The sequence below is a fragment of the Arthrobacter sp. FW306-2-2C-D06B genome (assembly GCF_021789175.1).
Lineage (GTDB): Bacteria > Actinomycetota > Actinomycetes > Actinomycetales > Micrococcaceae > Arthrobacter.
Window position 1 is genome coordinate 569,739 of record NZ_CP084560.1, and the last position, 25,863, is coordinate 595,601.

Genomic DNA, 25,863 nt, shown 5'->3' on the forward strand with positions numbered 1-25,863 from the left:
GCTATTTCCGGTGAGCAGCGAAGAAATCGCGCAACAGGGCCGAACATTCCTCTTCGCGCACGCCTGCGTAAACCTCCACCCAGTGGTTGAGCCGGCGTTCCCGCAGGATGTCGAACACCGATCCGGCGGCACCGGCCTTCTCATCCCAGGCGCCGAAGACCACCCGCGGAATCCGGGCCAGCACGATGGCTCCGGCACACATCGCACACGGCTCCAGCGTCACCACGAGGGTGCAGTCCTCGAGCCGCCAGCCGTCTCCGCCTTCGCCGAGTTCAAGGGCGTGGCGTTGCAGGGCGGCGGCTGCCTCGCGGATGGCGACGATCTCGGCGTGCGCCGTTGGGTCGCCATGCGCCTCCCGTTCGTTCCGCCCGGCACCCAGCACGCCGCCGTCGGGCCCTAAGACGACAGCGCCGATCGGCACATCCTCCGTATCGAGCGCCCGCCGGGCCTCGTCCAGGGCCAGGCCCATCCAGGCCGCGTGCTCCGCGTGATAAGGCTCGTTGGTGCTCATGCCTCAATGATAGTTTTGGAGTCATGCGCACACTCGTCGTGGACCACCCGCTGGTCGCTCACAAGCTCACCGTTCTGCGGGATAAGAACACTCCTTCACCGGTCTTCCGGCAACTCACCGAAGAACTCGTCACCCTCCTGGCCTACGAGGCCACCCGAGAGGTCAGGACCGAAGCGGTAGAGATCGAAACCCCCGTCACCAAGGCGATCGGTACCGCCTTCACGAAGCCGACGCCGCTGGTGGTTCCCATCCTGCGCGCGGGCCTCGGCATGCTCGAGGGCATGACCAAGCTGGTCCCCACCGCCGAAGTGGGCTTCCTGGGCATGGCCCGCGACGAAGAGACCCTGGACATCATCACCTACGCCGAGCGCCTCCCCGAGGACCTCACCGGCCGCCAGATCTTCGTCCTGGACCCCATGCTCGCCACTGGCGGCACCCTGCGCGAGGCCATCAAGTTCCTCTTCAAGCGCGGCGCGTCGGACGTCACGTGCATCTGCCTGCTCGCCGCGCCGGAGGGCCTGGCCAAGCTCGAGGAAGAACTTTCCGACGCCAACGTGAAGATCGTTCTCGCCTCGATCGACGAGAGGCTCAACGAGAAGGCCTACATCGTTCCGGGCCTGGGCGACGCCGGAGACCGCCTGTACGGCGTGGCCGGCTAGCGGTTCCGTCCGCGAATTCGTGGGTGCGGGCCGTGGGCTGTGTTCCGGAACGCAGCACCCGGCCCGCACCCACGGTTTCGGCCGCTAGCAACTAACCCGCCCGGCGCTGCGCCTTGCTTGCCTTGAGCACCATGGGCAGCTTGGACCGCAGGGTGCACTCAAGCAACTCCTCGGCGGTCTCGTCCTGCTCGTAGACTTCCGGCAGGCGGATCCCGATCAGCGTGTTCATGAGCATGCCCTGCGCAAGGAAGTCGCGGGAGGTTTCGGGGGACAGGCCGGCTTCGTCCCGCACCAGGCGATAAATATCCAGGAATCCTTCCCGGGCCCGTGCCCCGATGGCTGGTTCGTGGCCTGAAACGAAAGCCTGCATCAGCATCATGAGGATCCCGCGGTCCTCCACCAGGTCCGCGTAGGCGATCGCCATGAGCTGCTTGAGCTGTTCCGGGCGGCCGCTCCCGGCGGCAGGATCGAGGTGACGCAATTCTTCGGTGAGCTCTCCGGCGTCGTAGGCCGCGATGACGTCGCGGAACGCGCGCAGCAACTTGCCCTGGGCGCGGTCCAAGGCCTCCAGGAACAGGGTCTCCTTGGTGCCGAACATCCGCACGACGTACGGCTGGCTGATGCCCGCGGCCTTTGCCACCTGGTCCGTGGTCGAGCCGGCGTAGCCCCTCTCGGCGAAGACGCCGGTGGCAGCTTCCAGGATCAGTTCGCGCCGTTGAGCCGCGGGTATGCGTTCGGCAGTTGCCTGGCCGGTTGAGCCTGTTTCCGGGGCGCCTGTGCCCACCGTTTTCTTCACCACACTTGACATGTTATCAGCCGATAACTAACTTTGGCGTTAAGTAATCATTCGATTACAACAACCTTAAAAAGCGGCACTTCTGCGACCCCGTGGAGTCATCATGAAACGCACCATTCCCGTCTGGCTGGCCATTGTGGCGGCCTCCCTTCCCGTCTTCATGGCCACCCTGGACAACCTTGTGGTCACCAACGCACTGCCGGTCATGCACAAGGCCCTCGGCGCGAGCGTCGAAGAACTGCAGTGGATCGTCAACGCCTACTCCCTGAGCTTCGCGGCGTTCATGTTGCTGGCCGTCGGCCTGGGGGACCGCTTCGGCCGCCGCCACGTCTTCATCGCCGGCCTTGCCATCTTTACCCTCGCTTCCGCAGCGGCAGCCGTCAGCACCGATCCGTGGCAGCTCATCGCTGCCCGCGCAGTCCAAGGCGTGGGGTCAGCGGCGCTCATGCCGCTATCGCTCACCCTGCTGGTAGGTTCGGTCAGCGACAAGCTCCGCCCGCTCGCCATCGGCATCTGGGGCGGAGTCTCGGGCCTGGGTGTCGCCCTGGGACCGCTCATCGGAGGCGCAGTCGTGGAAGGCTGGAGCTGGGAAGCGATCTTCTGGCTCAACGTGCCCATCGGAATCCTGTCGATCCCGCTCGCCCTCTTCGCGCTGCCGAACAGCTTCGGCGCCCGCGTCCGCGCCGACGTCGTGGGCCTTCTTCTCTCCGGACTGGGGCTCCTGGCACTCGTCTTCGGCATTGTCCGAGGGAACGACGCCGGCTGGTCAAGTGCCGAAGTCCTCGGCGGCTTGATCGGTGGTGGCGTCCTGCTGCTCGCCTTCGTTCTGTGGGAATCCCGCGTCGCCGCACCGCTGCTTCCGCTCCGGCTCTTCCGCGACCGCAGCTTCACCGTGGCCAACCTGATCGGCCTGACCTTCAGCTTCGGGATCTTCGGATCCGTCTTCATCCTCATCCAGTTCCTGCAGGTGGTGCAGGGCCACGGTCCCCTCGCGGCCGGTGTCATGACCATGCCCTGGACCCTGGCGCCCATGTTCGTCGCACCGCTGGCAGGTCTGCTGGCACCGCGGCTTGGCACCAGGACCCTGATGATTGCGGGTCTCGCGCTGCTCACAGCCGGCATGTTCTGGCTGGCCGGGGTCCTTTCCGCGACCGTCCCGTACGAAACGTTGGTGCCAGGCTTTGTAGCGGCGGGAATCGGAATGGGCCTGGTTTTCGCCCCGATGTCGACGGCGGTGCTCGCCAACATGCGCGCCGAGGACCACGCGAAGGCGAGCGGGACCAACTCCACGCTCCGGGAGATCGGTGTAGCACTCGGCGTCGCCGTTCTGACTGCTGTCTTCACGGGAGCCGGCGGCAAACTCACCCCCACGGGCTATGTGGACGCGGCCATTCCCGCCATCTACGTTGGTGCGTCGGTGCTGGTCCTTGCCACCTTGGTGGCGTGGCTCCTTCCATCCCGCGCCCGCGCACGCCAGGCTGAAACCGAAACAGGGGCGGGAGCGGTCACCGCCGTCGAGCCCTCGCTACAAAACGCCTAAGTCAACGCGGGGTCACTTACGGCCCAATTCGAGCAGCAACATGGGCCGTAAGTGACCCCGCGTTGTGCTCCGCCCCTACCGGTTTCCCGGCTCCGCCGATAGCCTTTGGCGCATGGACTGGAAACTTGAACTTGTGTTTGTCCCTGTGTCCGATGTGGACCGCGCCAAGGATTTCTACGTCAACAAAGTGGGCTTCAACGCCGACTACGACGAGCGGCCCATGGACGGCATCCGCTTCGTCCAACTGACTCCGCCTGGCTCGGCCTGCTCCATCTGCATCGGCGAGGGCCTGAACGACGCCCCGCCGGGCACCGCCCCCAGCCTGCAAATGGTGGTGGGAGACATCCAGGAGGCCCACAGCCAGCTCAAGGCCAACGGCGTCGAAGTCAGCGACATCGACGTCCAGGATTGGGGCCACTTTGTCTACTTCGCCGATCCGGACGGCAACAAGTGGGCCGTTCAGTACATCCCCAACAGGCCCAACGGCTAGGACTCACACTGTAAAAGTTGGGCCGCGGACCAGCTTCAACGGCAGGATGGATGCATGAACCTGCCTGCTGAAGCCGTGAAAACCCTGACCGTCCGGGCTGTCTTGTTCGATATGGACGGAACCTTGGTGGACTCCACCGCCATCGTGGAGCAAGTGTGGAGCGAATTCGCCGGCCGGTATGGACTGGACATCGACGAGATCCTTCGGACGTCACACGGGGTCCAGGCCAAGGACACGGTGCGCCGTTTCGCCCCGGCCGGAGCTGACATAGACGCGCTCGCCGAGGAACTCGGCGAGATGGAGCGGACCCGGACGGACGGGATCGTGGCGTTGCCCGGAGCCGGGGAACTGCTGCGGTCCTTGCCGGCCGACGCCGTCGCCATGGTCACCTCGGCCGATCGGATCCTCGCCGGGGTGCGCATGCAGGCAGCCGGACTCGAGATGCCCGCGACCACCGTCACCTCCGAGGCCGTGACCCGCGGCAAGCCCGACCCTGAAGGCTACCTCAGGGGCGCGGCGCTGCTGGGTGCCGAGCCGGCCGACGTCGTCGTCTTCGAAGATGCCCCCGCGGGCATCGCTGCCGCCCGTGCGGCAGGCATGCGGACCGTGGTGGTGGGCGACGCCGGTGGCGAGGCGGCGGATGGGCTGTGGCAGATCGCGGATTACTCAGCTATGACTGCCACGGTCAGTCTGGACGCTTCGGGCCGCCGGGTGATCGAGCTCCGGTTCTAGCGTTAGCGGGCTGGATGTAGGCCGGACTGCTCCTGTTGTTCCCCTGAGGACGAGGGTTCCCTCGAAGATGATCCTCGCTCCGGGCAGGCTGGTTGAGCCTGGGTTTTCGGAGAGGGCAGCGACGGCGCGCCGGGCTGCTGCACCGACATTGACCGCGATCGTCGAAAGTGCGGGAAACGTTGTGGTCGCAAGCGTGTCATCGCATCCGATGACGCTCAAGTCTTTCGGGACGTCCACGCCCGCGGCAGCGAATCCGCCCATGAGGCCGTGCGCGATGACGTCGTCGAAAGCGATGACTGCGGTGACGCCGGACACTGCCACCGAATCGCTGAGAGCCTTCGCGGCTTCGTAGGTGCCCGGATCCGCACTGAAATGCGTGACCTCGAGGGCATGGACCTTCGAGAAGTTGTCCACGGCCGAATGACGCTGCTTGTTTGCCCAAGACTGTGGTGGACCGCCGACGTACGCTATGCGACGGTGGCCGAGCTCGGACAGGTGCGTCAGCGCGGAGCGGATGGCCCCAGCGGTGTCCAGCAATACCCGGTACGTCTCCGGAACGTCGCGGTTGATGAAGGCCACGCGCTGGGAATCGGCGATTTGCCGGATGCGGGCCGAAGCGAGCCTGGATGACACGACGATCAGCCCTTCGACCTGGGGCGCCATCCGTGAGATGAGACGGTCTTCGCGATTGGCGTCTTCATCCGTGTCGGCCAAAAATACGGACAGTCCGAGGTCGCTCGCATAGTTTTGAGCCGCACGGACCAGCGGAGGGAAAAACGGGTTGGCGATGTCCGGCACGATGAGTCCGATCGCCCCGGCACGCCCTGTCGAGAGGGCGCGCGCGTGATGGTTAGGCACGTAGCCGGCCGCTTCGGCAGCTTTTTGTACGAGTGCCACAGTCTCCGGTTTGAGGAGGTTTGGCCGGGTAAAGGCCCTGGACACCGTTGAGGGGGCGATGCCGAGTTCGGCCGCCAGTTGCGTGATGGTTGGACGGCCTGTCATTGGAGCCCACCCACGAGTTCCAATGCCGCCTGGATCAGCGCTTCGGCACTCCCAGGCGCGAAGGGAGCCGGCATGCCGTAGTAGCGGTGCGCATCCTCCACCTCGTATCCTCCGAAGTCATATTCATCGGCGGTCGGGAAGTATCCTGGGCACCCGTTGGTGTAACCGGTGACAAATACGGGCCCCTTGACCTGGGAGGCGATGGCTTCCGATGTGGCCAGGAACGGTTCTCCGGGCAATCCTACGAGGGTCAGCCCCTGCCAGGTGAAAACGCTCACCGGTGCTTGCCAGGACATGTCCTCTTCGGGACGGCGGTCCATGGCCCATTGCTTCCACGCGTTGAGAAGGGATCGCCGGCCCGGATCGGCCGAAACCGCTTCGGCCTCCCACTGACGGCTCAACTCCGCGGGGGAAACGGCATCGCGCGAATCCATTGCGACGCTGACGGTCCTCCGGGCGGCGGAGGTCTTCCCGTGAGCGGAAATGGGCAGAAGGCGGGTCCCCAAAACGGATGCGGCCACATGTTCTCCGATCGTGCGTGCCTGCTCCATCGTCCTGCTGGCTGAGCCGGAAAGCGAGTATGAGGCGTCGGCGGGATGGCCCGAGTTGATGTCCCCGGCGGCGCCGGGCAGGAAAAGGGCTACTGAGCCGGGGGAACGTTCCTCCAAAACCCTCCTGGTGAACGTCGGGTAATCGCCGCTGATGAGCCGGTTTTCCGGACCCAGGACCACCGGGTGGCAGGGATAGAGAACGATCCAGGCAAGCACTTGTCCGCTTGCGTCGCTGAATGTGGCAACTTGGACCGGCGGATCCACGGCGCGTTCGGGATGGCGTCGGTTCCTGGCAACGTCCACCCCGCGCGATTGGCCGTATTGCAAGGTCGCGGGTCGCTGGGAGGCGATGGCGGCCTTCGCAGCCTCGCGGCAAGTCAAGACGATCTCCTCCAGGAGCCGCGGGTCATGGCCCCCGAGCCGGCCCGGCATGACGCACGGACCTGCGTGTGTATGCGTGGCGGTGATCGCGACACGTTCCGGCATAAGCGGTAAACCGTCTGCGATGCGAGTGCAGGTGTCTTCATGGAGGCCGCACACATCCACGGTGATCCAGCACGTGTCATCGACAGCCAACGCCCGCACGCTCAGGGGGTCGTGGACGCCGGTGCTCGGTTCCGTCCGGGCTGCGAATCCGGCCATGGGCGTCCCTGCAGGCGGCGAGATCTCGACGACGGCGGCGCCCACCTGCAGGGCGGCCTGGCCTGGATGGCTTGCACTCATTCCGGTTCGCCCCATGCTTTTCGACCGCCCTGGATAACCGCGGTAATGGTCCCTGCTTCAGGTCCGCCCGCGGTGATCAGGACAAAATCTGCAGGGGAACCGACTTGAAGGTGGCCGAGCCCCGGCCGGGTACCCGGGATCACCCGGGCAGGAGTGGACGTCACCATTTTGAGGGCATCCGGTAGATCCAGGCCGACATTTCGGATCACGTTCCGGAAACCGTCCGGGAGGGTAGCGGCGGCCCCTGCGAGCAGATCCGTGCCCACATGGGAGAGCCTCCCGCCAGGGGCAAGATCCACCAGGCCGCCCACGGAAGTACGGTGGCGGCCAGGCTCGCTGCCAGCCAGTGCGGTGCTATCCGAGACCAGATAAGCACGTTCGGGGGTCTTGGCCCTGATCATGACTTTCAGCGTATCGCTGGGCAAGTGGTGGCCGTCCGCTATGAGTCCTGCCGTGAGCCGGTCGTCAGCGAGTTGAGTCCACAGGGCATTGGGGTGCCTCGGCAGGGTGGTGGCTATGCCGTTGCCCAGATGGGTGGCCAGGCTTGCTCCCGCGGTGATGGCGGCCGTGATTTGTTCAGGACTCGCGTGCGTGTGTCCGATGGCCACGTGGACGCCGAGTTCGCGGATTTGGGCGATCTGGGCCGGCGCGTCGGGCGTATGCGGGGAGACGGTGACGATGCCGACCATTCCGCTTGCGCGAAGCCAGCGCCGGACCTCCTGGACGTCCAAGCGGCGCACAGAATCGGCGTCGTGCACGCCCCGGGGGCCGTCCTGGTCCGAGATGAAGGGGCCCTCGACGTGGACACAGGGGATGGCTGCCCTGGTGCTTGGATCAATTTCGCTGGCACGCTTGATCTGTTCGAGCGCGCCGGTGATTGCCTCTTCCGATGCTGTCACGATGGTCGGCACCCACGTCGTGACGCCCAGCTTCGCCAGCTCGGCGCTGATGTCGATGATGGTTTGCGGCGTGACGTCAGCGGCGTTGACGTCTAGTCCGCCGTAACCGTTGACCTGGCCATCGATAAATCCCGGCGCGATGACAGGCAGCCCCTGGTCAGGATCGATCTCCCGCACCGACAGGATGGTCGTGTCGTAGGCGATTTCTACGTTGATCCCCCGCTGGGGGTCTTTGCCCACAATCGTCTTGGGGTGTGTCACAGCTTGTGTACCCGTCCTTTGAAACGTGAAATGAATTGCTGGTTGGCTTCGTCCCCGCCGGGAGCATTCCCTGATCTCCACAATGGCGGCTCAATCCCGATTTCGTTCAGTTTGCTGATGGTGGACATCATGAGCCAGTTCAGCGTGAAAGCGTTGGCGAACGTGGACACAGCGGCCGTCTTCTCCACCGCTCCGGAGACCTTCATGACGGCGTCTCCGATCGGAACCTTCGTGTCGATATGGTGGTCCACCACGTCGTGCAGATTCAGCTTTTGCGGATGCCGTGCGGGATGGTCACTGGCTGTTTCCTCTGCGTGCTCCCGCGAGGACACGCCGATGGTCTTGACCGATCGTTCACGCGCCGTCAGGGCCGCGTCGATGAGGGCACTGTTGATGCCGTACGCGTTGACCAGGATCAGGACGTCCCCTGGTCCGAGTCCCGCGTCCTCGATGACGATCCGGCCGTAACCCGGAGTCCGTTCCATGGCCATTGACCGTAGAGCGCCGCTGGAGAGCAGGGTGCCTTCGTCCAAAATGGCCGAAACGTGCATCAGCCCACCTGCCCGGAAGAACACTTCCTGGCTTGCCAGGTTCGAATGGCCGCCTGGGCCGTAGATGTGTACCAATTCGTCCTTGGCCACCTGCGCGGCGAGAATGCCCGCGGCGATGCTGATGTTTTCGGCTTCTTCCAGGCGGATTCGCCCGAGAAGCTCGGTGATTTTTCCGAGGTAGTCCAGCGGGAGCTGCTCACTTGGGTTCATCGCGGATCGGATTCGGCGTCGAGGTAGATGGTGACGTTGGGGTGCGTGCGCAGCGCAGTACCGGGATGGTCTCCGCTGACCGGCTGGCTCAGCGTGTTGTGGACAGCCGTCCTTTTGGCACGGCCGGGCACGGAAGCGATGATTTCGGAGGCATGCAACAACCGCGGGATGGAGACGGTGATGGCGCGCTGCGGAACGTCGTCGAAACTTGCGAAGTGCCCTTCGTCCACCTGTTGCTGGCGGCTTACTTGGTCCAGGTTGATGACGCGGGCGGGCAGCGGGTCAGCGAGGTCGGCGGGCGGATCGTTGAAGGCAAGATGACCGTTGACTCCCAATCCGAGAAGGACGAGGTCAAAGGGATCCTGGCCCATGAGCGTGCCATAGCGCTGCGCTTCCTCTTCGGCAGGGTTCCCCGGGTTGATGCGGTGAAAGGTGGTCGGCGGAAGGTGGCTGAAGAACTTGCTTTGCAGCCAGTTTCCGAATCCTTGGGGTGCTTCCGCCTCGAGCGCGAGGTAGTCGTCCATATGGAAACACGTTATGCGGCTCCAATCGATGCCGGGTTCCTGGACGAGCGCCTGAAGCGTTGCCTCCTGGCTGGGAGCTGCTGCAAGCATCAGCCGGACCTCCCGCCGGTTCCGGAGCGCCCTGCGTAGCGTTTCCGCTGCGTGCGTGCCTGCGTGTTTCCCCAGTGCGGTCCGGTCCGGGTAGGTGGAAACGGCGGGGCTGTAGGTGGTCTGTGCTGTCACGTGTGTGTCCTTCGGCTTTCTAGTTCTGTGGTCAGGAGGAGCGATCGGGCTATATGGAAGGGGTCTTTGACCGGCAATGCCACCACTTTGTCGAGGGGTTTCCCCCCGCGGTCGCGTATTTGCAGCCACTCCTGGCCCGAGGGATCCGGAAAGGTGTCGAGGGTGTAGGACCAGATTCGCTCATGCCAGTCCAGGAGGTCGGGACGCCCGAACCGTTCGGCGAGCAGCCTGGTTGCGTAGAGTGCCTCAACCTGGACCCACCACAGCTTGGTGTCCCATGTTTGGGTCACGAGGGTTTCGTAGGGGTCGTTGCCGAAGAGCCTGCCCCATGGTTCTGCTCCGGTGCTGTCGACGTATCGGAAAACACCGCCGTGCTGCTCGTCCCAGCCCACCTCCAGGGCCTGGACCGCAAGGTCCGGGAGCCAGTCCGGAATCCGAGGTGCGAGGTCTGGCATGATCTCGATCGCCTCCATGACCATCCAGAGCATTTCCAGCAGGTGGCCGGGGGTTCGGTGACGGGCCAGGAGCGTGTCCAGGTCGTCGCTGCTGTCCGGTCGGTACTCCCACCAGGAGTCGGCTTTCCACATGCCTTCAGAGGTTCCGTCGCCGAGTAGTTGGGAAAGCGCGGCGCCAGCTGTTTCGGCGCTTTCAGCAGAGCCGCTGGCCAAATGAAGCTGGGCGCCCACGTTCAGCAGCAGCATCAGCCCGGCCGCGTCCTTGAATCCGGCCCGGACGGGGTACGGCTCGGATGGAGCGCTCCGTGCCTCGATCCTTTCTTCGGCGTGGGCGAGAAGCGCATGGGCTGATTGCAGCCACTCTTCACGTTCCCGGCTAGCGGCTTGGGGAAGCCGGGCCGCGCCGGCCAGGCCAAGGGCCGCAAAGAGGTCAGCCAGGACGCTGACCGCGATCTCCCCTTGCGGCCCGGACGGCAGCGCCTGCCCCTCAGCCGATGTGCGGTATGCGGTCACACTGCCGTCCAGGATGGCGTGGGCTTGGATGAACCTGGCCGTTTCAATCGACAGAGTGGCCCAAAACCGGGGATCCTCCCCAATGATTCCGGCCTCGCTGTCCAGCGCAATCCTTGAGCAGAGCCACGCCCAGCGGCCCTGCGACCACGTATATTTTTCGTTCGAAAGCAATCGCCCTGAGTTGGAAAAGCACGTGAAAACACCGCCGTTCTTCCTGTCGACTCCGTTCTCGAGCCACCAAGGGAGGACGCCCTTGAGTAGCTGATCCCGTATTTCGGATCCGGTGGCGCTCATGCGACAGCGCTTTCAACTGGAAGCGCTGCAGCTGGCTCAAGGTCGCGGTCAAGGGACTCGACAAGGGCGTCGGAAGCTTCGTTGCGCCAAGGGCGCAGCCAGCCGAAGACGCAATAGACGATCGCGGAGGCAAGCACCGGGGCGGCCACGTTGATTGTCTGGGCACTGGCCGTGCCCAGGCTCGCGATGGGAGCTGCGAAGGCATACTTTGCGAGTGCGAAAACGATCAAACCGGTGGCCCAGGAGAACAACGCTGCCGACGGGCCGCAGCGCCGGAATGGGCGCAGCATCCCCAGCAGCATGGGAACGGCGATCGGCCCCACCAAGGCCCCGAACCAAAGGATTATCAGGCCCAGGACGCCGCCGAATGAATCCGCGCTCAGGGCAATGACCATCGACAATCCGATGAACAGGAACGTGGAAATCCGGCCACCCAATAGTTCAGCACGCGAAGTCAGGGGCTGCCGGGAACCGCGCAATGCAGGGATGATGTCGCGGATGACGACGGCGGAAATCGCGTTGGCGTCCGAAGAGGTCATGGCCATGGTGTGTGAGAACATTCCGGCGACGACCAAGCCAACCAGGCCGGCCGGCAGCAGTTGCTGGGTCAGGAGTGCATAAGCCTGATCAGGGTGCGTCAGATTGGGCAAGATGAGCGGCGCGGCCCACATGGGGAAGAAGAGCACCAGCGGCCACACGAGATAGAGCGCGCCCGAAAGCAGGACCGATTTGCGGGCCGCTGAGCCGGACGGGGCGGCAATGAAGCGCTGAGCCAGATTCCAGGTTCCTCCGTTGTAGGAAATAGTGCTGATCAGGCAGTAGGCGAGGAAGAATCCGATGGTGTAGTCGCCGGCGAACGGCTGCGAGTGGGAGGCCGGCAGCCGCGACCAGATTCCCGCGATCGAGGAAACGCCCCCAAGCTTGGCCACGGCGAAGATGAGCATTGCAATGCCTGCCACGGACTGGATGATGAATTGGCCCATGTCGGTCAAGGCGTCCGCCCACAAGCCGCCAATGGTCGAATAAATGAGCGTGACCCCGCCGACGATCAGGATGCCGACTGCAATCGGAACCCCGGCGAACACGTTCAGGAGGATCGCACTAGCCGCCCACTTGGCCGCGACATCGAAGACTTTCAATGCGGCACCGGACCAAGCCAGTACTTGCTGGGCGGGCAGGTTGTAGCGCGTGGCCAGGTATTCGAGCGGGGAGATGATTCCCAAACGCTGCCTCAGGCGCGGCCAGCGCGGGGCGAAAAAGACAGCGCCTACGAGGCAAGCGATGGTGATCGTGAGCGCCCACCACACATACAGTGCGAAACCGGTGGTGTAGGCGATGGCGGCGTAGGCCACGAAGACAGCAGCCGAATAGCCGGACATGTGGTGGGAAATTCCCGCCAGCCACCACGGCATCTTCCCACCGGCGGTGAAGAAGTCGGCAGCGTTTTTCACTCGACTCTTGGCCCACCAGCCAATCCCTATCATGACCACGAAGTAGGCCCCTAAAACGAGCCAGTCGGCGAAATACATACATCCTCCTTGATGCTACGAAAGCTTGGAAATGGGATCTGCAGTGGCGTCCACTTTTCTCTGCAAACGTTTGCAAAACAAGAGTCTTTTTTAAAAGCCTTCTTCTGGGGACCCGAAAGACGGCAGACAGGCTGTGGCAGTGACAGAGGATTACTCCGCGGTCACTGCCACAGCCCGTCTGGGTGGCTCAGCCAGCCCACTCAGCCAGCCAGCGCGTACACCGTAGTCCCGCCAATGGTCTGTGCCGGGAAGTTCGCAGCCACCCACTGGGCGATCTGGGCAGGGGCTTCCGATCCACTGTTCGCCTGCATAGTCCCGCCGGCGATGAAGTAGTGGATCCTGCCCTGCGCCACGAGCCCCTGGAACTGTTCAAGCGTGGGGGACGGGTCGGTGCCGTTGAATCCACCTACCGCCATGACGGGCAGCTCGGTTGCCAGCTGGTAGCCGGCAGCGTTGTTGGAACCCACGACGGCGGCCGCCCACGTGTAGTTCGAGGCGCCGGTTTTCAGTGCGGCAACCATTTCCGACGACGGCGTGGTGGCACCGAGCAGGCCGCCCATGCCGCCGCCTTGCCGGTTCCCGCCAAAGCCGCCGCCCTGGGCGCCCGGCTGCTGGAGGGCTTGCGGGGGAGTGTTCTGGGCTCCGTTCCGGCCGGTTTGCCCGAAGCCGCCCCGGCCGCCGAAGCCGAAGCCGCCGAACGTAGTCGTCGGACCCGCGCTGGGGATTGCGCCGCTGTGCGGCACGGCTGCAGTCGAGATGGAGTACGCCAGGGGCCCGGCGAGGGAGGCTGCGAGGGCGAGTACCGCCGTCGTGCGCTGAAGGATGCGGGAAGTGAAGCGTCCCGAGAGCATCAGCCCGGCCGCGGCTGCCAAGGCGCCAAACAGCACCGCCCAGCGCAGCCACGGACCATACGCGGTGGTGCTGCCCAGGAGGTCGAAGGCGAGGAATCCCGCTGCGGCCACTGCTACGGCGAGCATGACCGCGGCGACGAGCTGCGCGCGGTGCTGCCACAAAAGCGCGCCGCCCAAGCCCGCAAGCCCGGCGATTCCCGGGGCCAGGGCTACTGCGTAGTAGGGATGGATGATGCCCGCCATGAAGCTGAACACCAGCCCGGTGACAAGGACCCACGAGCCCCACACGATCACCGAGGCCCGGACGGAATCCGTGCGCGGGGCGCGGCGGCCCAGCCACAGCAACCCGGCCCCGAGAACCAGCACCGACGGCAACAACCACGCGATCTGGCCGCCGAACTCGCCGTTGAACATCCGGAACAGGCCGGGAACTCCCCAGCCGTTGCCGCCCCCGACGCTGCCGGTCTCCTGGCCGCTGAGCCTGCCCAGGCCGTTGTAACCTAGCGTCAGCTCCAAGATGGAGTTGTTCTGGGAGCCGCCGATGTACGGTCGCATGTTCGCCGGAACGAGTTCGACGACGGCGAGCCACCAGCCCGCCGAGACCACCATGGCCGCCCCCGCCGCAAGCAGTCGAAGCAGGCGGCGCCCCACTCCACCCGGCGCGGCAAGCACGTACGCCACCGCGAATCCAGGAACCACGAGCAGGACCTGGAGTTGCTTGGTGAGGAAGCCGAAGCCCAGGAGCGCCCCGGCCAGCAGGAGCCAGCGCAGCTTGTTGTCCTGGATGGACCGCAACGTGGCGTAGCCGGCGGCCGTCATGAGCAGCACCAGCAGGGCGTCCGGGTTGTTGAACCGGAACATGAGGGTGGCTACCGGGGTGATGGCCATGGCGACGGCGGCCAGCAACCCTGCCCGGTGCGCGAGCCGGGGGTCTCCGGTGGCGGGGGCTGCGGCCCGCCGGACCGCAAGATACAGCAGCCATGCCGTGGCAACGCCCATGAGTGCCTCGGGAACCAGGATGCTCCAGGAGTTCAGCCCGAAGATCCGTACCGAGAGGCCCATGATCCAGAGCGACGCCGGCGGCTTGTCCACCGTGATGGAGTTGGCGGCGTCGGAGGATCCGAAGAACCACGCGGCCCAATTCTGCGAGCCGGCCTGGGCCGCGGCTGAATAGAACGGGTTGGCCCAGCCGGAAGCGCCGAGGTTCCAGAGATACAGGACCGCAGTTGCAAGGAGGACAATGCCGAGCTCCACGCGGTGACGCAGGTCGTGCGGGCCATGGTTGGGGCGGGGCTGTCGGGATTGGCGCGGCTTTCGGGTCAGGCCAGGCCGGGCGCGGCCGCCCCCTCCCCGGGGAGCGGCCGTTTCCGAAGGATCCACCAACCGCGACGGCGGAGACGACTGCCCTGCCTTTGAATCCGTGTCTGTGGAATAGGAAGTGGTCATCGGAATCTACTTTGTTAGCTTGTAGACGGTGGAGCTGCCTACCGTCTGGGCTTGGAAGTTGGCCTGTACCCAGGAGGCTACCTCGGAATTGCCGCCCTGGCCTCCGAATCCACCGCCGCCACCCATGCCTCCTCCTGCGATGTAGTATCCGATCTGTCCCTTGGCCACCATGTCCTGGAACTGTGCCAGGGTGGGGTATGGATCGCCGCCGTTCCAGCCACCGAGCGCGATCACGTTGGTGTTCGTCGCGAGCTCGAGGCTCGCGGCTTGGGTGGCACCGGAGACGATCGCCGACCACTTCGTCGTGGTGGATGTCAGCAGGGCGGTCAGTCCGGCGTCGGCCGTTCCCTCGGAACCGGGCCCTCCCGCCTGACCCGCGCCACCAGCTGCGCCGAACCCACCGGCGCGGTTTCCGAAGCCGCCCATGGCGGAACCGCTGGGTCCCGACGTCGGGATGGAACCGGAGTGCGCGGTTGCCGCCGTCGCGAGCGTCCACGCCGCGGTTCCGAGGCCGCCGGCCAGAAGGGAAACGACGACGACGGCCGCAGCTGCCGCATTCCGGAACCGGCCGGCCGGCCTGAGCGAGTCGAGGCGAAGCAGGATTGCCGCGGCCGCCACCACACCCAGGACGACGATCACGATGCGCAACCACGGAAGCCACGAGGCGTCGCGGCCCAGGAGAACCGCGGACCAGGCCGAACTACCGAGGATGACCCCTGCCAGGACGATCCTGGCCGGCCAATACCCGCGGCCACGCCACAGCTCAACGCTGCCAATGCCCACCAACGCTGCGATTGCCGGTGCGAGCGCTACCGCGTAATAGGGGTGGACGATGCCGCTCATGAAGCTGAAGACACCCGCTGTGACCAGAAGCCAGCCACCCCAGAGGATGAGCGCGGCACGCGTGCGGGAGGCTCGCGCTTCCCGGCGGGTGAACCACAGGCCGGCTGCCAGCAGAATCAGCGCCGCAGGAAGAAGCCAGGAGACTTCGGCGCCGAAGCTCGTGCCAAACATGCGGGCGATCCCGGCGGCTCCACCGAAACCGGTGTTGCCACCGCCGCCACCGAACGCACCCAAACCGCCAGCGGGCGCTCCAGCGCCGCCTCCGCCGGGCGTCCCTTCACCCGAACCGGTGATGCGGGACAAGCCGTTGTAGCCGAAGGTCAGCTCAAGGAAGCTGTTGGTTTGCGAACCTGCCATGTAGGGCCGCGCCGAAGCCGGGGTCAGCTGGAAGAGAGCCACATAACTGCTTGCCACTACAGCGATACCTGCCAACGCTCCGAACAGGTGCAACAGCCTACGCCGCAAGGAGGTGGGTGCGGCCCAGAGGTACGCGAGTCCCAGGCCCGGAACAATCAGGAAACCCTGCAGCATTTTGCTCAGGAACGCGAGGCCCACCACGGCGCCGGCTGCGGCGAGCCACTTCCAGCCTGCCCGTTCGATGGAACGGGTAGTGAAGTATGCCGCGAGTACCAGGCACAGGGTCAGCATGGCGTCGGGGTTGTTGAAGCGGAACATGAGCGCGGCCACCGGGGTCAGTGCCAAGGCGCCACCGGCCAACAATCCAGCTCCTGGTCCGGACACCCGCTTGACCGTCAGATAGAGGAAACCGACCGCGGCCACGCCCATCAGAGCCTCGGGAACAAGCATGCTCAGGGGCGAGAAGCCGAAGATCCGGCCCACCAAGGCAGGGATCCACAAGGAAGCCGGCGGCTTGTCCACGGTGATGGCGTTGCCGGCGTCGAGCGAACCGAAAAGAAACGCCGTCCAGTCCTTGGTGCCGGCCTGGATGGCCGCGGCGTAGAAGGAGTTTCCGTAGCCGGTGGCCGCGAGGTTCCAGAGATACAGGAAGGCGGTGGCTACGAGGAGCCCGGCGGCGGATGGCCGCACCCAACGGGGCTGCCGGCCAAAGGCGTATCGCGTCCAATGGGGCGTGGCATCGGAGGTTGATGGGCCTGTCGAGCGACGGCCCTGGGGCGACTGGGTAGTTCCGACGGCGGCGGGCGAGTCGGGTCCGGCCGGTCCTGTGCTTGCGGGAGTAATCGTGGAGGTCATGATGCTGCCGTTTCTGTGCGCGATGTGGCTTGTGTGGTGGGTGCAGTCGCCTGCGCGGCAGGCTGTCGGAAGACCCAAAGCCGGAACAGGAGGAAGCGGACCGCGGTGGCGGCGAGGTTCGCCGCAACTACCGTGACGAGCTCGCCCCAGCGGTCCGGCGTCGTCGTACTGTGCACCAAGGCGAGTGCCCCGGAGGTAAGCGCGAGGCCGATCCCGAAGACGATCAAACCCTCGAAGTGGTGCCGTACGGGATTGCCGCCCTGGATGCCGAAGGTGAAGCGCCGGTTGGCACCGGTGTTGGCGATGGCCGTGACGAGCAGCGCCAGGAAGTTGGCCAGCTGCGGGTCCATGAAGCCGCGGCAAAAAAGGAAGATGAGCACATAGGCGAGGGTGGACGCAGCGCCGATTGCGGCGAACCGGACGAGTTGCCCGAAAAGGCTGCTGCGCGGGTTCTGCTCGGCGGTGCGGGACGACGCCGGGAGCGGCCCGCGCGCAAGTGCTGCGCGCAGTTCCGGAATGGGGATGCGGCCCGAGACGAGATCCCGGGTGAGCCGGACCATGCCGCGGACGTCGGCCAAGGCGGTGCGCACCACGTCGACGCTTGAATCGGGATCGTCGATCCAGTCAACGGGAACCTCGTGGACCCGGAGGCCGCAGCGTTCGGCGAGGACCAGGAGCTCAGTGTCGAAGAACCACGAGTTGTCCAAGGTGTGCGGCAGGATCTGCTGTGCGACATCCGCCCGGATCGCTTTGAAGCCGCACTGGGCATCGCTGAAGCGGGCGCCCATGAACGAGTGCAGCATCAGGTTGTAGCTGCGCGAAATGAACTCGCGCTTGGGGCCGCGGACAACCCGTGAGTTGCGCGTCAGCCGTGTGCCAATGGCGAGGTCCGAATGACCGGAGATCAGCGGCGCCAAAAGGGGCGCCAGCGCCGCGAGATCGGTGGAAAGATCCACGTCCATGTAAGCCAGAACCGGCGACGGTGACGCGAGCCACACCTTGCGCAGGGCGTTGCCGCGTCCCTTCTCCTCAAGATGGACAACCGCGAGCTCAGGCAGTTCCCTGGCCACGCGCTCCGCGATCTTCAAGGTGCTGTCAGTGCTCGCGTTGTCCGCCACGGTGATGCGGAAGCCATGCGGGAAGGATTCGCGCAAATGGCCGTGAAGCCTGCGCAGGCACTCTTCGAGGTCGCGTTCCTCGTTGAAGACGGGGATGGTGACATCGAGGACCGGGATGGCAGTGTGGGTGTCCACGGGGGCACGCCGCACCGTGCTGCGTTGGATGGGGATGCCCGGCGGCACCACCGCGGTGTCCTTCAGGGTTCCGGAGGTGGATTCGATGAGCGTCATGTATCCAGAGTGCCGTTGCAGAATATGAAGGCTTTAGGCGGAACCTGTGACGTGGCTGTGGATGCATGACCGGCGTGGCGAACCACCTGCCTCGTCAAAAAACGCAGAGGTCCGCCCCCTGAAGGGACGGACCTCAACGTATCTTGTGCGTGGCTGTTGGCTTAGTACCAGTTGTGGGCCAAGTGGAAGGACCAAGCCGCCGACGGCGATCCGTAGCGTTCCTTGATGTAGTTCAGGCCCCAGCGGATCTGCGTCTGGTAGTTGGTCTGCCAGTCGGCGCCTTCGGAGGCCATCTTTTCGGCCGGCAGCGACTGCCCGATCCCATAAGCCCCACTGGAAGCGTTGGTGGCAGTGGTGCGCCAATCCGATTCCTTGTTCCACAAGGTGATCAGGGCTGACATCTCGCCCTGTCCCCAACCGTAGGAGGGAAGGATGCTTGCGGCATAGGCCTGGGCGCCGGAGGGATCATCAACGGCGACGGGTGCGGCCGGGGCCGCCGGAGCAGGAGGTGCAACGGGGGCGGGGGGTGCCACGGGTGCGGCCGGTGCGGCGGCCTGGGGCGCGACGGCGGCCGGAGCGGGGGCGAGTGCCTGGCTCGGTGTCGCCGCGGCGCTCGGCTTGGGGCTTGCGCTCGCGCTCGCCGACGGCGGGGCTGAGTGATCCGTCGTGCGGGATTCGGACGTGCGGCTCATGTCCTGGGCATTAATGGCTTGTCCGGCGGCCTGGGTGGCGGCACCTGCGCCAAGGAACACGGCAACGACGCTGGCAACAACCGCCATGCGCTGGCCGGTGCCGAGGTTCGAGGCGGCTCGCCTCAGCGTGGAACGTGACTTGATATTCCGGGCAGGTTCGCCGCGGTGGCGCGCAACAGGGCGCGACTGATTCCTGGAATCAGACATGGTGTTTGCCTCTCGACGCCTGCGGAGTTAGCTGTCGGATTCGGATGAGGTCATCCGGCCGTAGCCACAGGGAATCGTGGCGGTACGGCTTCACCCCTAGGGCTGGCTCAACATGAGCGCTTGCCCGGAGACCTGGGTCCCCCGTCTCTGCCTGGACTGTTGGGCACCGGGGAGGGGCAGAGCTCGGCGCCTACCCGGCGGTGGCCGGAATTATCCAGCGCACCCATTCGACGGTACAGGAGGATCTTACTTAAGTCACGTTTAGGTAACGGAGGTCACGACGCCGGTGCGTCGACTTGCGCTCCCGCGCACCTGCGTCGTGACTCCAGGGCCGCCTTTCAGGCCGTGGCGGTCCGGAGCGCCGGAAGCCGCACCGCGAACTCCGTTCGGCCGGGCCGCGACGCCACTTCGACCGTGCCGCCGTGCGCCTGGACAATGGATTCCACGATCGACAGGCCGAGCCCGGACGTGCCCTCGGAACCGGAGCGGGCGGCGTCGGCACGGGCAAAGCGGGAGAAGATCCTGCCCTGGAATTCAGGCGCGATGCCTGGCCCGTTGTCGGTCACGGTGACCACGGCGCTGCCGTCGGCGGAACGCATGACGCCCGTGACCACGGTGGTTCCCGCCTCCGTGTGCTTGCGGGCGTTGGAGAGCAGATTCGCCAAAACCTGATGGAGTTGAGTGGCGTCGCCGCGGACCGTCAGGGGCTCGTCCGGGAGCTTGAGCTGCCAGATGTGCTCTGGGGCCATGACTTTCTCGTCGCTGACGGTCTCGATCACCAACTGTGTGAGGTCCACCTCGGTGAACTCGGGGGCCTTCCCTTCGTCCAGCCGGGCCAGCAGAAGGAGGTCCTCCACCAGGGTGGTCATTCGTTCTGACTGGCTCTGCACCCGGCCCAGCGACTTGCGCCCGTCCTCGGTGAACGTCTCGGTCATGCGCAAGAGCTCGGTATAGCCGCGGATCGCGGTCAGCGGCGTGCGCAGTTCGTGGGAAGCGTCGGCCACGAACTGGCGCACCTTTGTTTCGCTTTGCTGGCGCGCCTCGAGGGCGCTGGACACGTTGTCCAACATCAAGTTCAAAGCATGGCCGACGCTTCCCACTTCCGTGCTCGGGTGGGCCGCCGACGCCGGTACGCGCACAGCGAGTGCCACCTCACCGGCGTCGAGCGGAAGTTTCGACACCTTCGTGGCGACGTCGGAGAGTTGCTCCAGGGGGCGCATGGTGCGGCGGATGAGCACGGTTCCGGCCAGTCCGATCAGGATCAGCCCGCCCAAGGACACGAGCACCATGGTCCAGACGAGCGAGGCCTCGGTGTCCTCTTTCGAGGCGAGTGGCAGCCCTGTGATGACAACATCGCCGTAAGGGGTTTCGGTGGCCACGAGCCGGTAGCCGCCATTGGACAGGGTGCGATCAACCGGGCGGCCATCGGAGGGGAGCGCCGACAGGATTCGAGCATCGCTGGGCGACAACGGCGCACGGGTCGCATCGGAGGACAAGAATCCTGCGTCGCTGCTCACCTGACCGGCAAGAATGCGGGCATTCAGTGTGCCGATGCTCTGGCCCCGGGGATCCAAGGGATCCGGACGACCGCCGGGGTTGCCTTGCGGCGGGCGGCCGTGGGAGGCCTGCGCCAGTTGTTGGTCCAGCTGCTTCGTGAGGAACACATCCATGGAGGCATAGCTGACCACACCGACGGCACCGCAGATGGCCACGAGGAGAGCCATGGAGAGAAGGATCAAGCGCGTGCGCAAGTGCCAGGTTGAAGGATTGAACCAGCTGTGGTCGGTCTGGCGGGGGATACCCGAGAGTGCGGACATTCGGACCCCGGCTATTCGGCAGGCTTGATGACGTAGCCTGCTCCGCGCACCGTGTGGATCATGGGCGGGTGGTTGGCCTCGATCTTCTTGCGCAGGTATGAGATGTAGAGCTCCACGATGTTGGCTTGCCCGCCAAAATCGTAGTCCCACACGCGGTCCAGGATCTGGGCCTTGCTGACCACGCGCTTGGGATTCTCCATGAGGTAGCGGAGGAGCTCGAACTGGGTCGCCGTGAGCGGAATGTCTTCGCCGCCGCGGGTAACTTCCCGGGTGTCCACGTTCAGGGTCAAGTCGCCCACAACCAGTTCGGCCGTGTCCATCGCAGCCACTCCCGAGCGCTGGACCAGCCGGTGCAGGCGCAGCAGGACTTCCTCCATGCTGAAGGGCTTGGTGACATAGTCATCGCCACCGGCGGCCAAGCCGACGATGCGGTCCTGCACGTCATCCTTGGCGGTGAGGAAGAGCGCAGGCACTTCAGGCGCAAAGGCGCGGATCCGGCCGAGCAGCTCAACGCCGTCGAACCCTGGAAGCATCACATCCAGCACCAGGACATCCGGACGGAAGTCCTTGGCGAGCTTTACCGCGGCGGGACCGTCGCCTGCCACCGCCACCGACCAACCCGCCATGCGCAGGCCCATGCTCATGAGCTCGGCGAGGCTGGGTTCGTCGTCCACCACGAGGGCACGGATGGGAGAACCGTCCGGGTGGCTGAGCTGCGGAAGGTTGTTGGTCATGGAGTGCGAGGATGCCATGGGACAACTCTCCAATCTGCCGGTTTGCCAGTGCTTTGCCGTTGCTGTGAGCACCCTGTGAGTCCCAGCCTAGCCACCTGTCCGGAGGTTGTGCCGGTTCGGGCGGAATCCGACACACGCAGACACCGCCGCAGGTCACAGGCAAGGCTGCAGTTCGACACAGCCAACGCACAGCAAAGCGGCTGACGCTGTTGGGGACAAGAACAATCACCACCAAACAGTCTCGATTTCGTTGGAGAGAACACCATGGATCAGCAAAACAACCCCTCCGTACCTGGTTCCGAGCCGGAGAATGGGCACCCGCGGCCGGTGATCCGCCCCCTTGACGATTCTGCGCAGCCTGGTGCTGGGCAGCCTGCCGCTGGGTGGGGTGCTCCGCAGCCGCCGATGAACCAGCAGCCTGGCCAGCCTGCGGCTGGGTGGGGTGCTCCGCAGCCGCCAGTGAACCAGCAGCCTGCCGCTGGGTGGGGTGCTCCGCAGCAATACGACTCCGGACAGCCCCGAGCTTCGTTCTTCAAGAATTGGAGCCTGAAGAAGGGGCTCATTGTTGGAGGCGTCGCGGTCGTGGTCGCTGCGGCGGCAGGAGCCGGTGCATATGCCGCCGGAAACGGGACTGCGGCGGCTGATACCACCAACGCGCAGGGACCGGGTGCCGGGCAGAACGGCCAAGGCGGATTCGGCGGCCCAGGCGGGACGAACGCAGGCCCCGGAGGCCTCGGGGTGGGCATGGGCGGCCTCAACGCTGCGGTCCATTCGGAATATGTGGTCCTCCAGAACGGCAGCTACGTCACCATGGCGGGCCAGCTGGGAACGGTCACCGACATCTCGGCGAGCTCCATGACTGTCAAGAGCGAAGACGGATTCACCCGCAGCTATGCGCTGGGAACGGACGTCGTGGTAGCGGAAGGCGTCCGGCAGCGCGGAAGTGGAACCACCGGCACCACCCTGACCCTCGCCGATGTGAAATCCGGATCCAGTGTGAGGGTCACTGCGCTCAAGGAATCCGACAAGTACACGGCCCAGTCCATCCAGATCGTCACTGCCACCACATCAAGTACGCAAGGGACCGGCACTACCAATTAGGGATGGGTGCTGCTCGCCCCGTCCTGACCTTCTTTGCCCAAGTTTGGCCTCAGAGTGACGCAACTCGCCGTGTCGCTAGCGCTTTCCGAATTCAAAGAGGGTCACGGCGGCGCGTCCGCCGGGGCGATTGCAGTGGTCCTAGCAGACGATTTGCCAAAGAATTTTCATGGGACGCAAACCCCGGATTGGACAAGGGTTGTTTCATATCTCGAGATTCAAAGGCAAGCGCGTGACGTGACTTAAGATTCATAGAATGATCCTTTCATCAAATTTTATTCGAATATTTCGCCCGCAACAGCCAGTGTGACGAACGAGAACGGGTCACATTTGGACATGTCTGAATTGTGATGTGCGGCACAATAGTCCGATTCGTCTCAAAATGTGGACGGTTCGGTCCTTTGTTACTTGCAAGTTCCCTTTGTTACGTTGCACACTTCAAATGTGAACAAGAACTCAACAGCATCTGCAGCCGCAGCGATCGAGCCCAGCGCACCCGCTGGTTTTTCGATGAGCTGTTGTCGAATGCATGCCTAACTTCAGACCCCAGGAAGTTTCAGGCATTCGCCCCCTGCCCAGCGTCGGGCGCCCCTCCCCATCTCATTGCGGGGACCAGACCAGCATTCGAAGCCGCGATGACGGCTATTCACTTTGAGGTAAGCAATCCATGTCAGTTGCATCCGGATACGTCCACATCTCCGTCCGTAACGCCAATAAGGCCGCGTCCAACGCCGGCCTGCGTCCCGGCTTCGGCAACCGCCCGGCCTACGCCCAGCCCGCACCGCAGGGTGGCAGCCAGGCACCCGGTTACGTCCCCCAGGGCTACAACCCCAACTCCTATGGCCAGCTCCGCGCTGTTCCCGCCAACGAGGCCTCGCCGATGACTGCACCCACGCCTGTCCTGGCTCCGGCGGACCGCTCCATCCGTCCCGTTGCCAACGACAATGTGGCCCGCGGGTTCGTGCTCTACATGGGCATCGACGAAGACACCGCTGCGGCTGCTGGAACGTCCATCGCCAAGCTTGCCCAGGAAATCCGGGCCTACGCGCAGTCCCTCGTTTCCGGTGCCGAGAGCTATGCCGCCGTCGCGGTTGCCCCGGCCAGTGCGCCCGGTTCCGCGCTCGACGTCGTCCGCTCGACTTTCGGTGACCCGACCGTTGGCAACCGCCAGCGCGCTGAGGCGCTCCGCCCGCAGCCTGCACAGGAAGCCCGCCCGTCCGGCGTCTTGATCGACCTCGCACGCCGTGAAGTACACCTCGACGGCGAATCCTTGAACCTCACGTTCAAGGAATTCGAGCTTCTCAACTACCTCGTCGAGAACGGCACCCGAACCGTGGGCCGCGACGAACTCCTCGAGGGCCTGTGGCGCAACGCCGAAGAGGTTCCCAACGAGCGCACTATCGACGTCCACATCCGGCGCCTCCGCTCCAAGCTCGGCCGCCTCGCCAACACCGTCCGCACGGTACGTGGCCAGGGCTACCGCTTCTACGAGCACCCCGAGGTCATCGTCTGGGCCGCTCCGGAATACTCGATCTAGCCTCACCCAACTGACTCGCATTTGTTGTCGTTATGAGCCCTCATAACGACAACAAATGCGAGTCAGTTGGGATAGTAGGGTGGGGGGATGAGCGAGCATCACATTAAGCGGCTGGTGATCATGCGGCATGCGAAGTCGGACTGGCCCCTCGGGGTGCCGGACCATGAGCGGCCTCTTGCCGAGCGCGGCCACCGGGAAGCTCCCCTCGCCGGGAAATGGCTCCTCAAACACCACGTGATTCCGGACTTCATCCTGTGTTCGTCCGCGCTGCGGACCCGGCAGACCTGCACTTGGGTGTGCAGCGAACTGGGGGAAAAGGCCCCGACGCCGAAACTCGAGGACGGCCTGTACGCCGCCTCCGCGCTGCGCATGTTGACCGTCATCAACCACGTGCCGGAAACCGTCACGACGCTCATGATCTTCTCGCACATGCCCGGAGTGCAGGACCTCGCGATGCACTTGGCTTCCCGCGACTCGGACCACGACGCCTACATGGACGCCGCAACGCGTTACCCCACCAGTGCCATGACCGTGATGGAACTGGAGAAGCCTTGGGCTGAACTCGACGGCCAGGATGCACGGCTGACGCACTTCGCTGTTCCGCGCCCAAAGAAGTAGTCCGGGCTAGCCCGCTTCGAGGCCCGCGGCCACATCCTGTAGCAGGCGCACCACATGGCGGATGCTTGGGCTTGCCATCATCGTCTTCCGGTACACGATTCCCACTTGGCGTTGCTGCATCGGATTGACCACGGGAACCGCCACCACTCCAGCGGGGAGCTCGGGCCGGCCGAGCCGGGGCACGAGCGCCACCGCAACACCCTGCTGGACCATGGCGATGTGTGTGGAAAAGTCGGGGTCGTAGATGCGAATGTCCGGCACCCGCCCCAGGCCTGCGAGGATCGCCAGCAACGCCTCATTGCAGATGGCACCGGCCGGCGTGCTGATCCAGCGTTCGTCCACGAGGTCGGAAGGCTCGACGGCGGTCCGGCCGGCCAGCGGGTGCGTTGAGTTCAGCAGGACGTCGGCGGTGTCCAGGCAGAGGTCCTCGTGGACCATGTTCTCCGGAATCACCAAGGGCACCGAGTGCCAGTTATGCACGACGCCGAGATCGGCTTCACCGGTTGCGACCCTTTGGACGGCCTCGCGAGGGTCCTCGGCCACCACCCGGATTTCAAGCCCGGAGCCGCCAAGCCCGGAGCTCCCGGAGGCCGAAGCGGCGGCAGCAGCCTGATCTGCACCCAGTTTCCGCAGCATTGGCCCGACCAGCCCACGGCAGGCCGTCGAGAACCCCACGAGCCGCAGCACCCCGCTTGGCTTCGTGGGGTCGGCTAGCAAGGTGGCCTGGAGCTCCTCCAATTCGCCCAGGATCCGGCGCCCGTACTCGGCCAACGCCATGCCGCGGTCGGTCAGCAGTACGCCGCGGCCGTGGCGCTCCAGGACCGTCACGCCGCTTTGCTTCTCGAGCTTCTTGATCTGCTGGGAGACCGCCGAAGGGCTGAAGCCCATGGCCTCCGAGGCCGCCACCACCGAGCCTTGCTGTTCAACTGCTACGAGGGCCCGTAGCGCCGCAATTTCAATCATGAAGCAAACGTACATGATTGGATGCGGAATTCAA

At 65.0% G+C, this 25,863-nt stretch carries 23 protein-coding genes and 1 riboswitch; of the genes, 7 read left to right on the forward strand and 16 right to left on the reverse strand.

The genetic code is table 11. The annotated features are described in order from the left end of the window. Position 1 precedes the first annotated feature (1 nt). Positions 2 to 511, reverse strand: a complete 510-nt coding sequence (tadA, locus tag LFT47_RS02900) for a tRNA adenosine(34) deaminase TadA (protein ID WP_236815026.1) — start codon at positions 509 to 511, stop codon at positions 2 to 4. 23 nt (positions 512 to 534) lie between these two features. On the opposite strand from tadA, the gene upp reads away from it, so the two are divergent. Next, positions 535 to 1,170: a uracil phosphoribosyltransferase gene (gene upp, locus LFT47_RS02905; protein WP_236815028.1), complete on the forward strand. Its 636-nt coding sequence runs from the start codon at positions 535 to 537 to the stop codon at positions 1,168 to 1,170. Between the two features lie 91 nt (positions 1,171 to 1,261). Here upp and LFT47_RS02910 read toward each other — a convergent pair whose 3' ends face one another. Continuing rightward, the gene (locus LFT47_RS02910) at positions 1,262 to 1,969 is read right to left on the reverse strand and encodes a TetR/AcrR family transcriptional regulator (RefSeq protein ID WP_236815031.1); all 708 of its coding nucleotides are present in this window, start codon (positions 1,967 to 1,969) and stop codon (positions 1,262 to 1,264) included. Positions 1,970 to 2,069: 100 nt separating this feature from the next. On the opposite strand from LFT47_RS02910, the gene LFT47_RS02915 reads away from it, so the two are divergent. The 3 genes from LFT47_RS02915 (at position 2,070) to LFT47_RS02925 (ending at position 4,728) form a co-directional block, all read left to right on the forward strand. Then, positions 2,070 to 3,506: an MFS transporter gene (locus LFT47_RS02915; RefSeq protein ID WP_236815034.1), complete on the forward strand. Its 1,437-nt coding sequence runs from the start codon at positions 2,070 to 2,072 to the stop codon at positions 3,504 to 3,506. 112 nt (positions 3,507 to 3,618) lie between these two features. Next, positions 3,619 to 3,996 (forward strand): VOC family protein, encoded by a 378-nt coding sequence (locus LFT47_RS02920; RefSeq protein WP_236815036.1) that lies wholly within the window; start codon positions 3,619 to 3,621, stop codon positions 3,994 to 3,996. A gap of 54 nt (positions 3,997 to 4,050) precedes the next feature. Further along, positions 4,051 to 4,728 carry an HAD-IA family hydrolase gene (locus LFT47_RS02925; protein WP_236815038.1) on the forward strand — a complete coding sequence of 226 codons (678 nt, stop codon included), beginning with the start codon at positions 4,051 to 4,053 and terminating at the stop codon, positions 4,726 to 4,728. Here LFT47_RS02925 and LFT47_RS02930 read toward each other — a convergent pair. From LFT47_RS02930 to LFT47_RS02990, 13 genes are all read right to left on the reverse strand, one after another. Further along, positions 4,663 to 5,730, reverse strand: coding sequence for a LacI family DNA-binding transcriptional regulator (locus LFT47_RS02930; protein ID WP_236815040.1), 1,068 nt, complete (start codon positions 5,728 to 5,730; stop codon positions 4,663 to 4,665). The two genes, LFT47_RS02925 and LFT47_RS02930, sit on opposite strands and share 66 nt — an antisense overlap. Beyond that, positions 5,727 to 7,004, reverse strand: a complete 1,278-nt coding sequence (locus LFT47_RS02935) for a neutral/alkaline non-lysosomal ceramidase N-terminal domain-containing protein (RefSeq protein ID WP_236815048.1) — start codon at positions 7,002 to 7,004, stop codon at positions 5,727 to 5,729. The genes LFT47_RS02930 and LFT47_RS02935 overlap by 4 nt, the downstream gene beginning before the upstream one ends. Further along, on the reverse strand, positions 7,001 to 8,164 hold the full coding sequence (locus LFT47_RS02940; protein WP_236815050.1) for an N-acetylglucosamine-6-phosphate deacetylase: 1,164 nt from the start codon (positions 8,162 to 8,164) through the stop codon (positions 7,001 to 7,003). The genes LFT47_RS02935 and LFT47_RS02940 overlap by 4 nt, the downstream gene beginning before the upstream one ends. Continuing rightward, on the reverse strand, positions 8,161 to 8,925 hold the full coding sequence (locus LFT47_RS02945) for a sugar isomerase domain-containing protein (RefSeq protein ID WP_236815052.1): 765 nt from the start codon (positions 8,923 to 8,925) through the stop codon (positions 8,161 to 8,163). Before LFT47_RS02945 ends, LFT47_RS02940 begins: the two co-directional genes overlap by 4 nt. Then, positions 8,922 to 9,671 carry a 6-phosphogluconolactonase gene (locus tag LFT47_RS02950; protein WP_236815054.1) on the reverse strand — a complete coding sequence of 250 codons (750 nt, stop codon included), beginning with the start codon at positions 9,669 to 9,671 and terminating at the stop codon, positions 8,922 to 8,924. Before LFT47_RS02950 ends, LFT47_RS02945 begins: the two co-directional genes overlap by 4 nt. Next, on the reverse strand, positions 9,668 to 10,933 hold the full coding sequence (locus LFT47_RS02955) for an AGE family epimerase/isomerase (RefSeq protein WP_236815056.1): 1,266 nt from the start codon (positions 10,931 to 10,933) through the stop codon (positions 9,668 to 9,670). The genes LFT47_RS02950 and LFT47_RS02955 overlap by 4 nt, the downstream gene beginning before the upstream one ends. Next, positions 10,930 to 12,462: a sodium:solute symporter family protein gene (locus tag LFT47_RS02960; protein WP_236815058.1), complete on the reverse strand. Its 1,533-nt coding sequence runs from the start codon at positions 12,460 to 12,462 to the stop codon at positions 10,930 to 10,932. The genes LFT47_RS02955 and LFT47_RS02960 overlap by 4 nt, the downstream gene beginning before the upstream one ends. 200 nt (positions 12,463 to 12,662) lie before the next feature. Further along, positions 12,663 to 14,759 (reverse strand): ArnT family glycosyltransferase, encoded by a 2,097-nt coding sequence (locus tag LFT47_RS02965; RefSeq protein WP_236815060.1) that lies wholly within the window; start codon positions 14,757 to 14,759, stop codon positions 12,663 to 12,665. A 6-nt stretch (positions 14,760 to 14,765) separates the two neighbouring features. Next, positions 14,766 to 16,814: an ArnT family glycosyltransferase gene (locus LFT47_RS02970; protein ID WP_236815062.1), complete on the reverse strand. Its 2,049-nt coding sequence runs from the start codon at positions 16,812 to 16,814 to the stop codon at positions 14,766 to 14,768. Beyond that, on the reverse strand, positions 16,811 to 18,163 hold the full coding sequence (locus LFT47_RS02975) for a glycosyltransferase (RefSeq protein ID WP_236815064.1): 1,353 nt from the start codon (positions 18,161 to 18,163) through the stop codon (positions 16,811 to 16,813). The genes LFT47_RS02970 and LFT47_RS02975 overlap by 4 nt, the downstream gene beginning before the upstream one ends. A gap of 161 nt (positions 18,164 to 18,324) precedes the next feature. Then, positions 18,325 to 19,062 (reverse strand): hypothetical protein, encoded by a 738-nt coding sequence (locus LFT47_RS02980; protein ID WP_236815065.1) that lies wholly within the window; start codon positions 19,060 to 19,062, stop codon positions 18,325 to 18,327. A gap of 2 nt (positions 19,063 to 19,064) precedes the next feature. Continuing rightward, positions 19,065 to 19,238, reverse strand: a riboswitch (cyclic di-AMP (ydaO/yuaA leader). 162 nt (positions 19,239 to 19,400) lie between these two features. Further along, positions 19,401 to 20,879 (reverse strand): sensor histidine kinase, encoded by a 1,479-nt coding sequence (locus tag LFT47_RS02985; protein ID WP_236815067.1) that lies wholly within the window; start codon positions 20,877 to 20,879, stop codon positions 19,401 to 19,403. 11 nt (positions 20,880 to 20,890) lie between these two features. Further along, on the reverse strand, positions 20,891 to 21,631 hold the full coding sequence (locus LFT47_RS02990) for a response regulator transcription factor (RefSeq protein ID WP_078106594.1): 741 nt from the start codon (positions 21,629 to 21,631) through the stop codon (positions 20,891 to 20,893). Positions 21,632 to 21,877: 246 nt separating this feature from the next. Here LFT47_RS02990 and LFT47_RS02995 point away from each other — a divergent pair, with 246 nt between their 5' ends. The 3 genes from LFT47_RS02995 to LFT47_RS03005 all read left to right on the forward strand — a co-directional run bounded on the left by LFT47_RS02995 (position 21,878) and on the right by LFT47_RS03005 (position 24,866). Next, positions 21,878 to 22,714, forward strand: coding sequence for a hypothetical protein (locus LFT47_RS02995; protein WP_236818765.1), 837 nt, complete (start codon positions 21,878 to 21,880; stop codon positions 22,712 to 22,714). Positions 22,715 to 23,378: 664 nt separating this feature from the next. Next, positions 23,379 to 24,248, forward strand: coding sequence for a winged helix-turn-helix domain-containing protein (locus LFT47_RS03000; protein WP_234752433.1), 870 nt, complete (start codon positions 23,379 to 23,381; stop codon positions 24,246 to 24,248). Positions 24,249 to 24,335: 87 nt separating this feature from the next. After that, entirely contained in the window at positions 24,336 to 24,866 is a 531-nt protein-coding gene (locus LFT47_RS03005) for a SixA phosphatase family protein (protein WP_236815069.1), read from the forward strand. A gap of 6 nt (positions 24,867 to 24,872) precedes the next feature. On the opposite strand, the gene LFT47_RS03010 is transcribed toward LFT47_RS03005, so the two are convergent. Then, on the reverse strand, positions 24,873 to 25,829 hold the full coding sequence (locus LFT47_RS03010; protein WP_236815071.1) for a LysR family transcriptional regulator: 957 nt from the start codon (positions 25,827 to 25,829) through the stop codon (positions 24,873 to 24,875). Positions 25,830 to 25,863 lie beyond the last annotated feature (34 nt).

Excerpts from the sequence above, each read along its gene's own strand:
- tadA (WP_236815026.1), bottom strand. The coding sequence starts at position 511 with ATGAGCACCAACGAGCCTTATCACGCGGAGCACGCGGCCTGGATGGGC.
- upp (WP_236815028.1), top strand. The coding sequence starts at position 535 with ATGCGCACACTCGTCGTGGACCACCCGCTGGTCGCTCACAAGCTCACC.
- LFT47_RS02915 (WP_236815034.1), top strand. The coding sequence starts at position 2,070 with ATGAAACGCACCATTCCCGTCTGGCTGGCCATTGTGGCGGCCTCCCTT.
- LFT47_RS02920 (WP_236815036.1), top strand. The coding sequence starts at position 3,619 with ATGGACTGGAAACTTGAACTTGTGTTTGTCCCTGTGTCCGATGTGGAC.
- LFT47_RS02925 (WP_236815038.1), top strand. The coding sequence starts at position 4,051 with ATGAACCTGCCTGCTGAAGCCGTGAAAACCCTGACCGTCCGGGCTGTC.
- LFT47_RS02930 (WP_236815040.1), bottom strand. The coding sequence starts at position 5,730 with ATGACAGGCCGTCCAACCATCACGCAACTGGCGGCCGAACTCGGCATC.
- LFT47_RS02935 (WP_236815048.1), bottom strand. The coding sequence starts at position 7,004 with ATGAGTGCAAGCCATCCAGGCCAGGCCGCCCTGCAGGTGGGCGCCGCC.
- LFT47_RS02945 (WP_236815052.1), bottom strand. The coding sequence starts at position 8,925 with ATGAACCCAAGTGAGCAGCTCCCGCTGGACTACCTCGGAAAAATCACC.
- LFT47_RS02955 (WP_236815056.1), bottom strand. The coding sequence starts at position 10,933 with ATGAGCGCCACCGGATCCGAAATACGGGATCAGCTACTCAAGGGCGTC.
- LFT47_RS02960 (WP_236815058.1), bottom strand. The coding sequence starts at position 12,462 with ATGTATTTCGCCGACTGGCTCGTTTTAGGGGCCTACTTCGTGGTCATG.
- LFT47_RS02965 (WP_236815060.1), bottom strand. The coding sequence starts at position 14,759 with ATGACCACTTCCTATTCCACAGACACGGATTCAAAGGCAGGGCAGTCG.
- LFT47_RS02970 (WP_236815062.1), bottom strand. The coding sequence starts at position 16,814 with ATGACCTCCACGATTACTCCCGCAAGCACAGGACCGGCCGGACCCGAC.
- LFT47_RS02975 (WP_236815064.1), bottom strand. The coding sequence starts at position 18,163 with ATGACGCTCATCGAATCCACCTCCGGAACCCTGAAGGACACCGCGGTG.
- LFT47_RS02980 (WP_236815065.1), bottom strand. The coding sequence starts at position 19,062 with ATGTCTGATTCCAGGAATCAGTCGCGCCCTGTTGCGCGCCACCGCGGC.
- LFT47_RS02985 (WP_236815067.1), bottom strand. The coding sequence starts at position 20,879 with ATGTCCGCACTCTCGGGTATCCCCCGCCAGACCGACCACAGCTGGTTC.
- LFT47_RS02990 (WP_078106594.1), bottom strand. The coding sequence starts at position 21,631 with ATGGCATCCTCGCACTCCATGACCAACAACCTTCCGCAGCTCAGCCAC.
- LFT47_RS02995 (WP_236818765.1), top strand. The coding sequence starts at position 21,878 with ATGGATCAGCAAAACAACCCCTCCGTACCTGGTTCCGAGCCGGAGAAT.
- LFT47_RS03000 (WP_234752433.1), top strand. The coding sequence starts at position 23,379 with ATGTCAGTTGCATCCGGATACGTCCACATCTCCGTCCGTAACGCCAAT.
- LFT47_RS03005 (WP_236815069.1), top strand. The coding sequence starts at position 24,336 with ATGAGCGAGCATCACATTAAGCGGCTGGTGATCATGCGGCATGCGAAG.
- LFT47_RS03010 (WP_236815071.1), bottom strand. The coding sequence starts at position 25,829 with ATGATTGAAATTGCGGCGCTACGGGCCCTCGTAGCAGTTGAACAGCAA.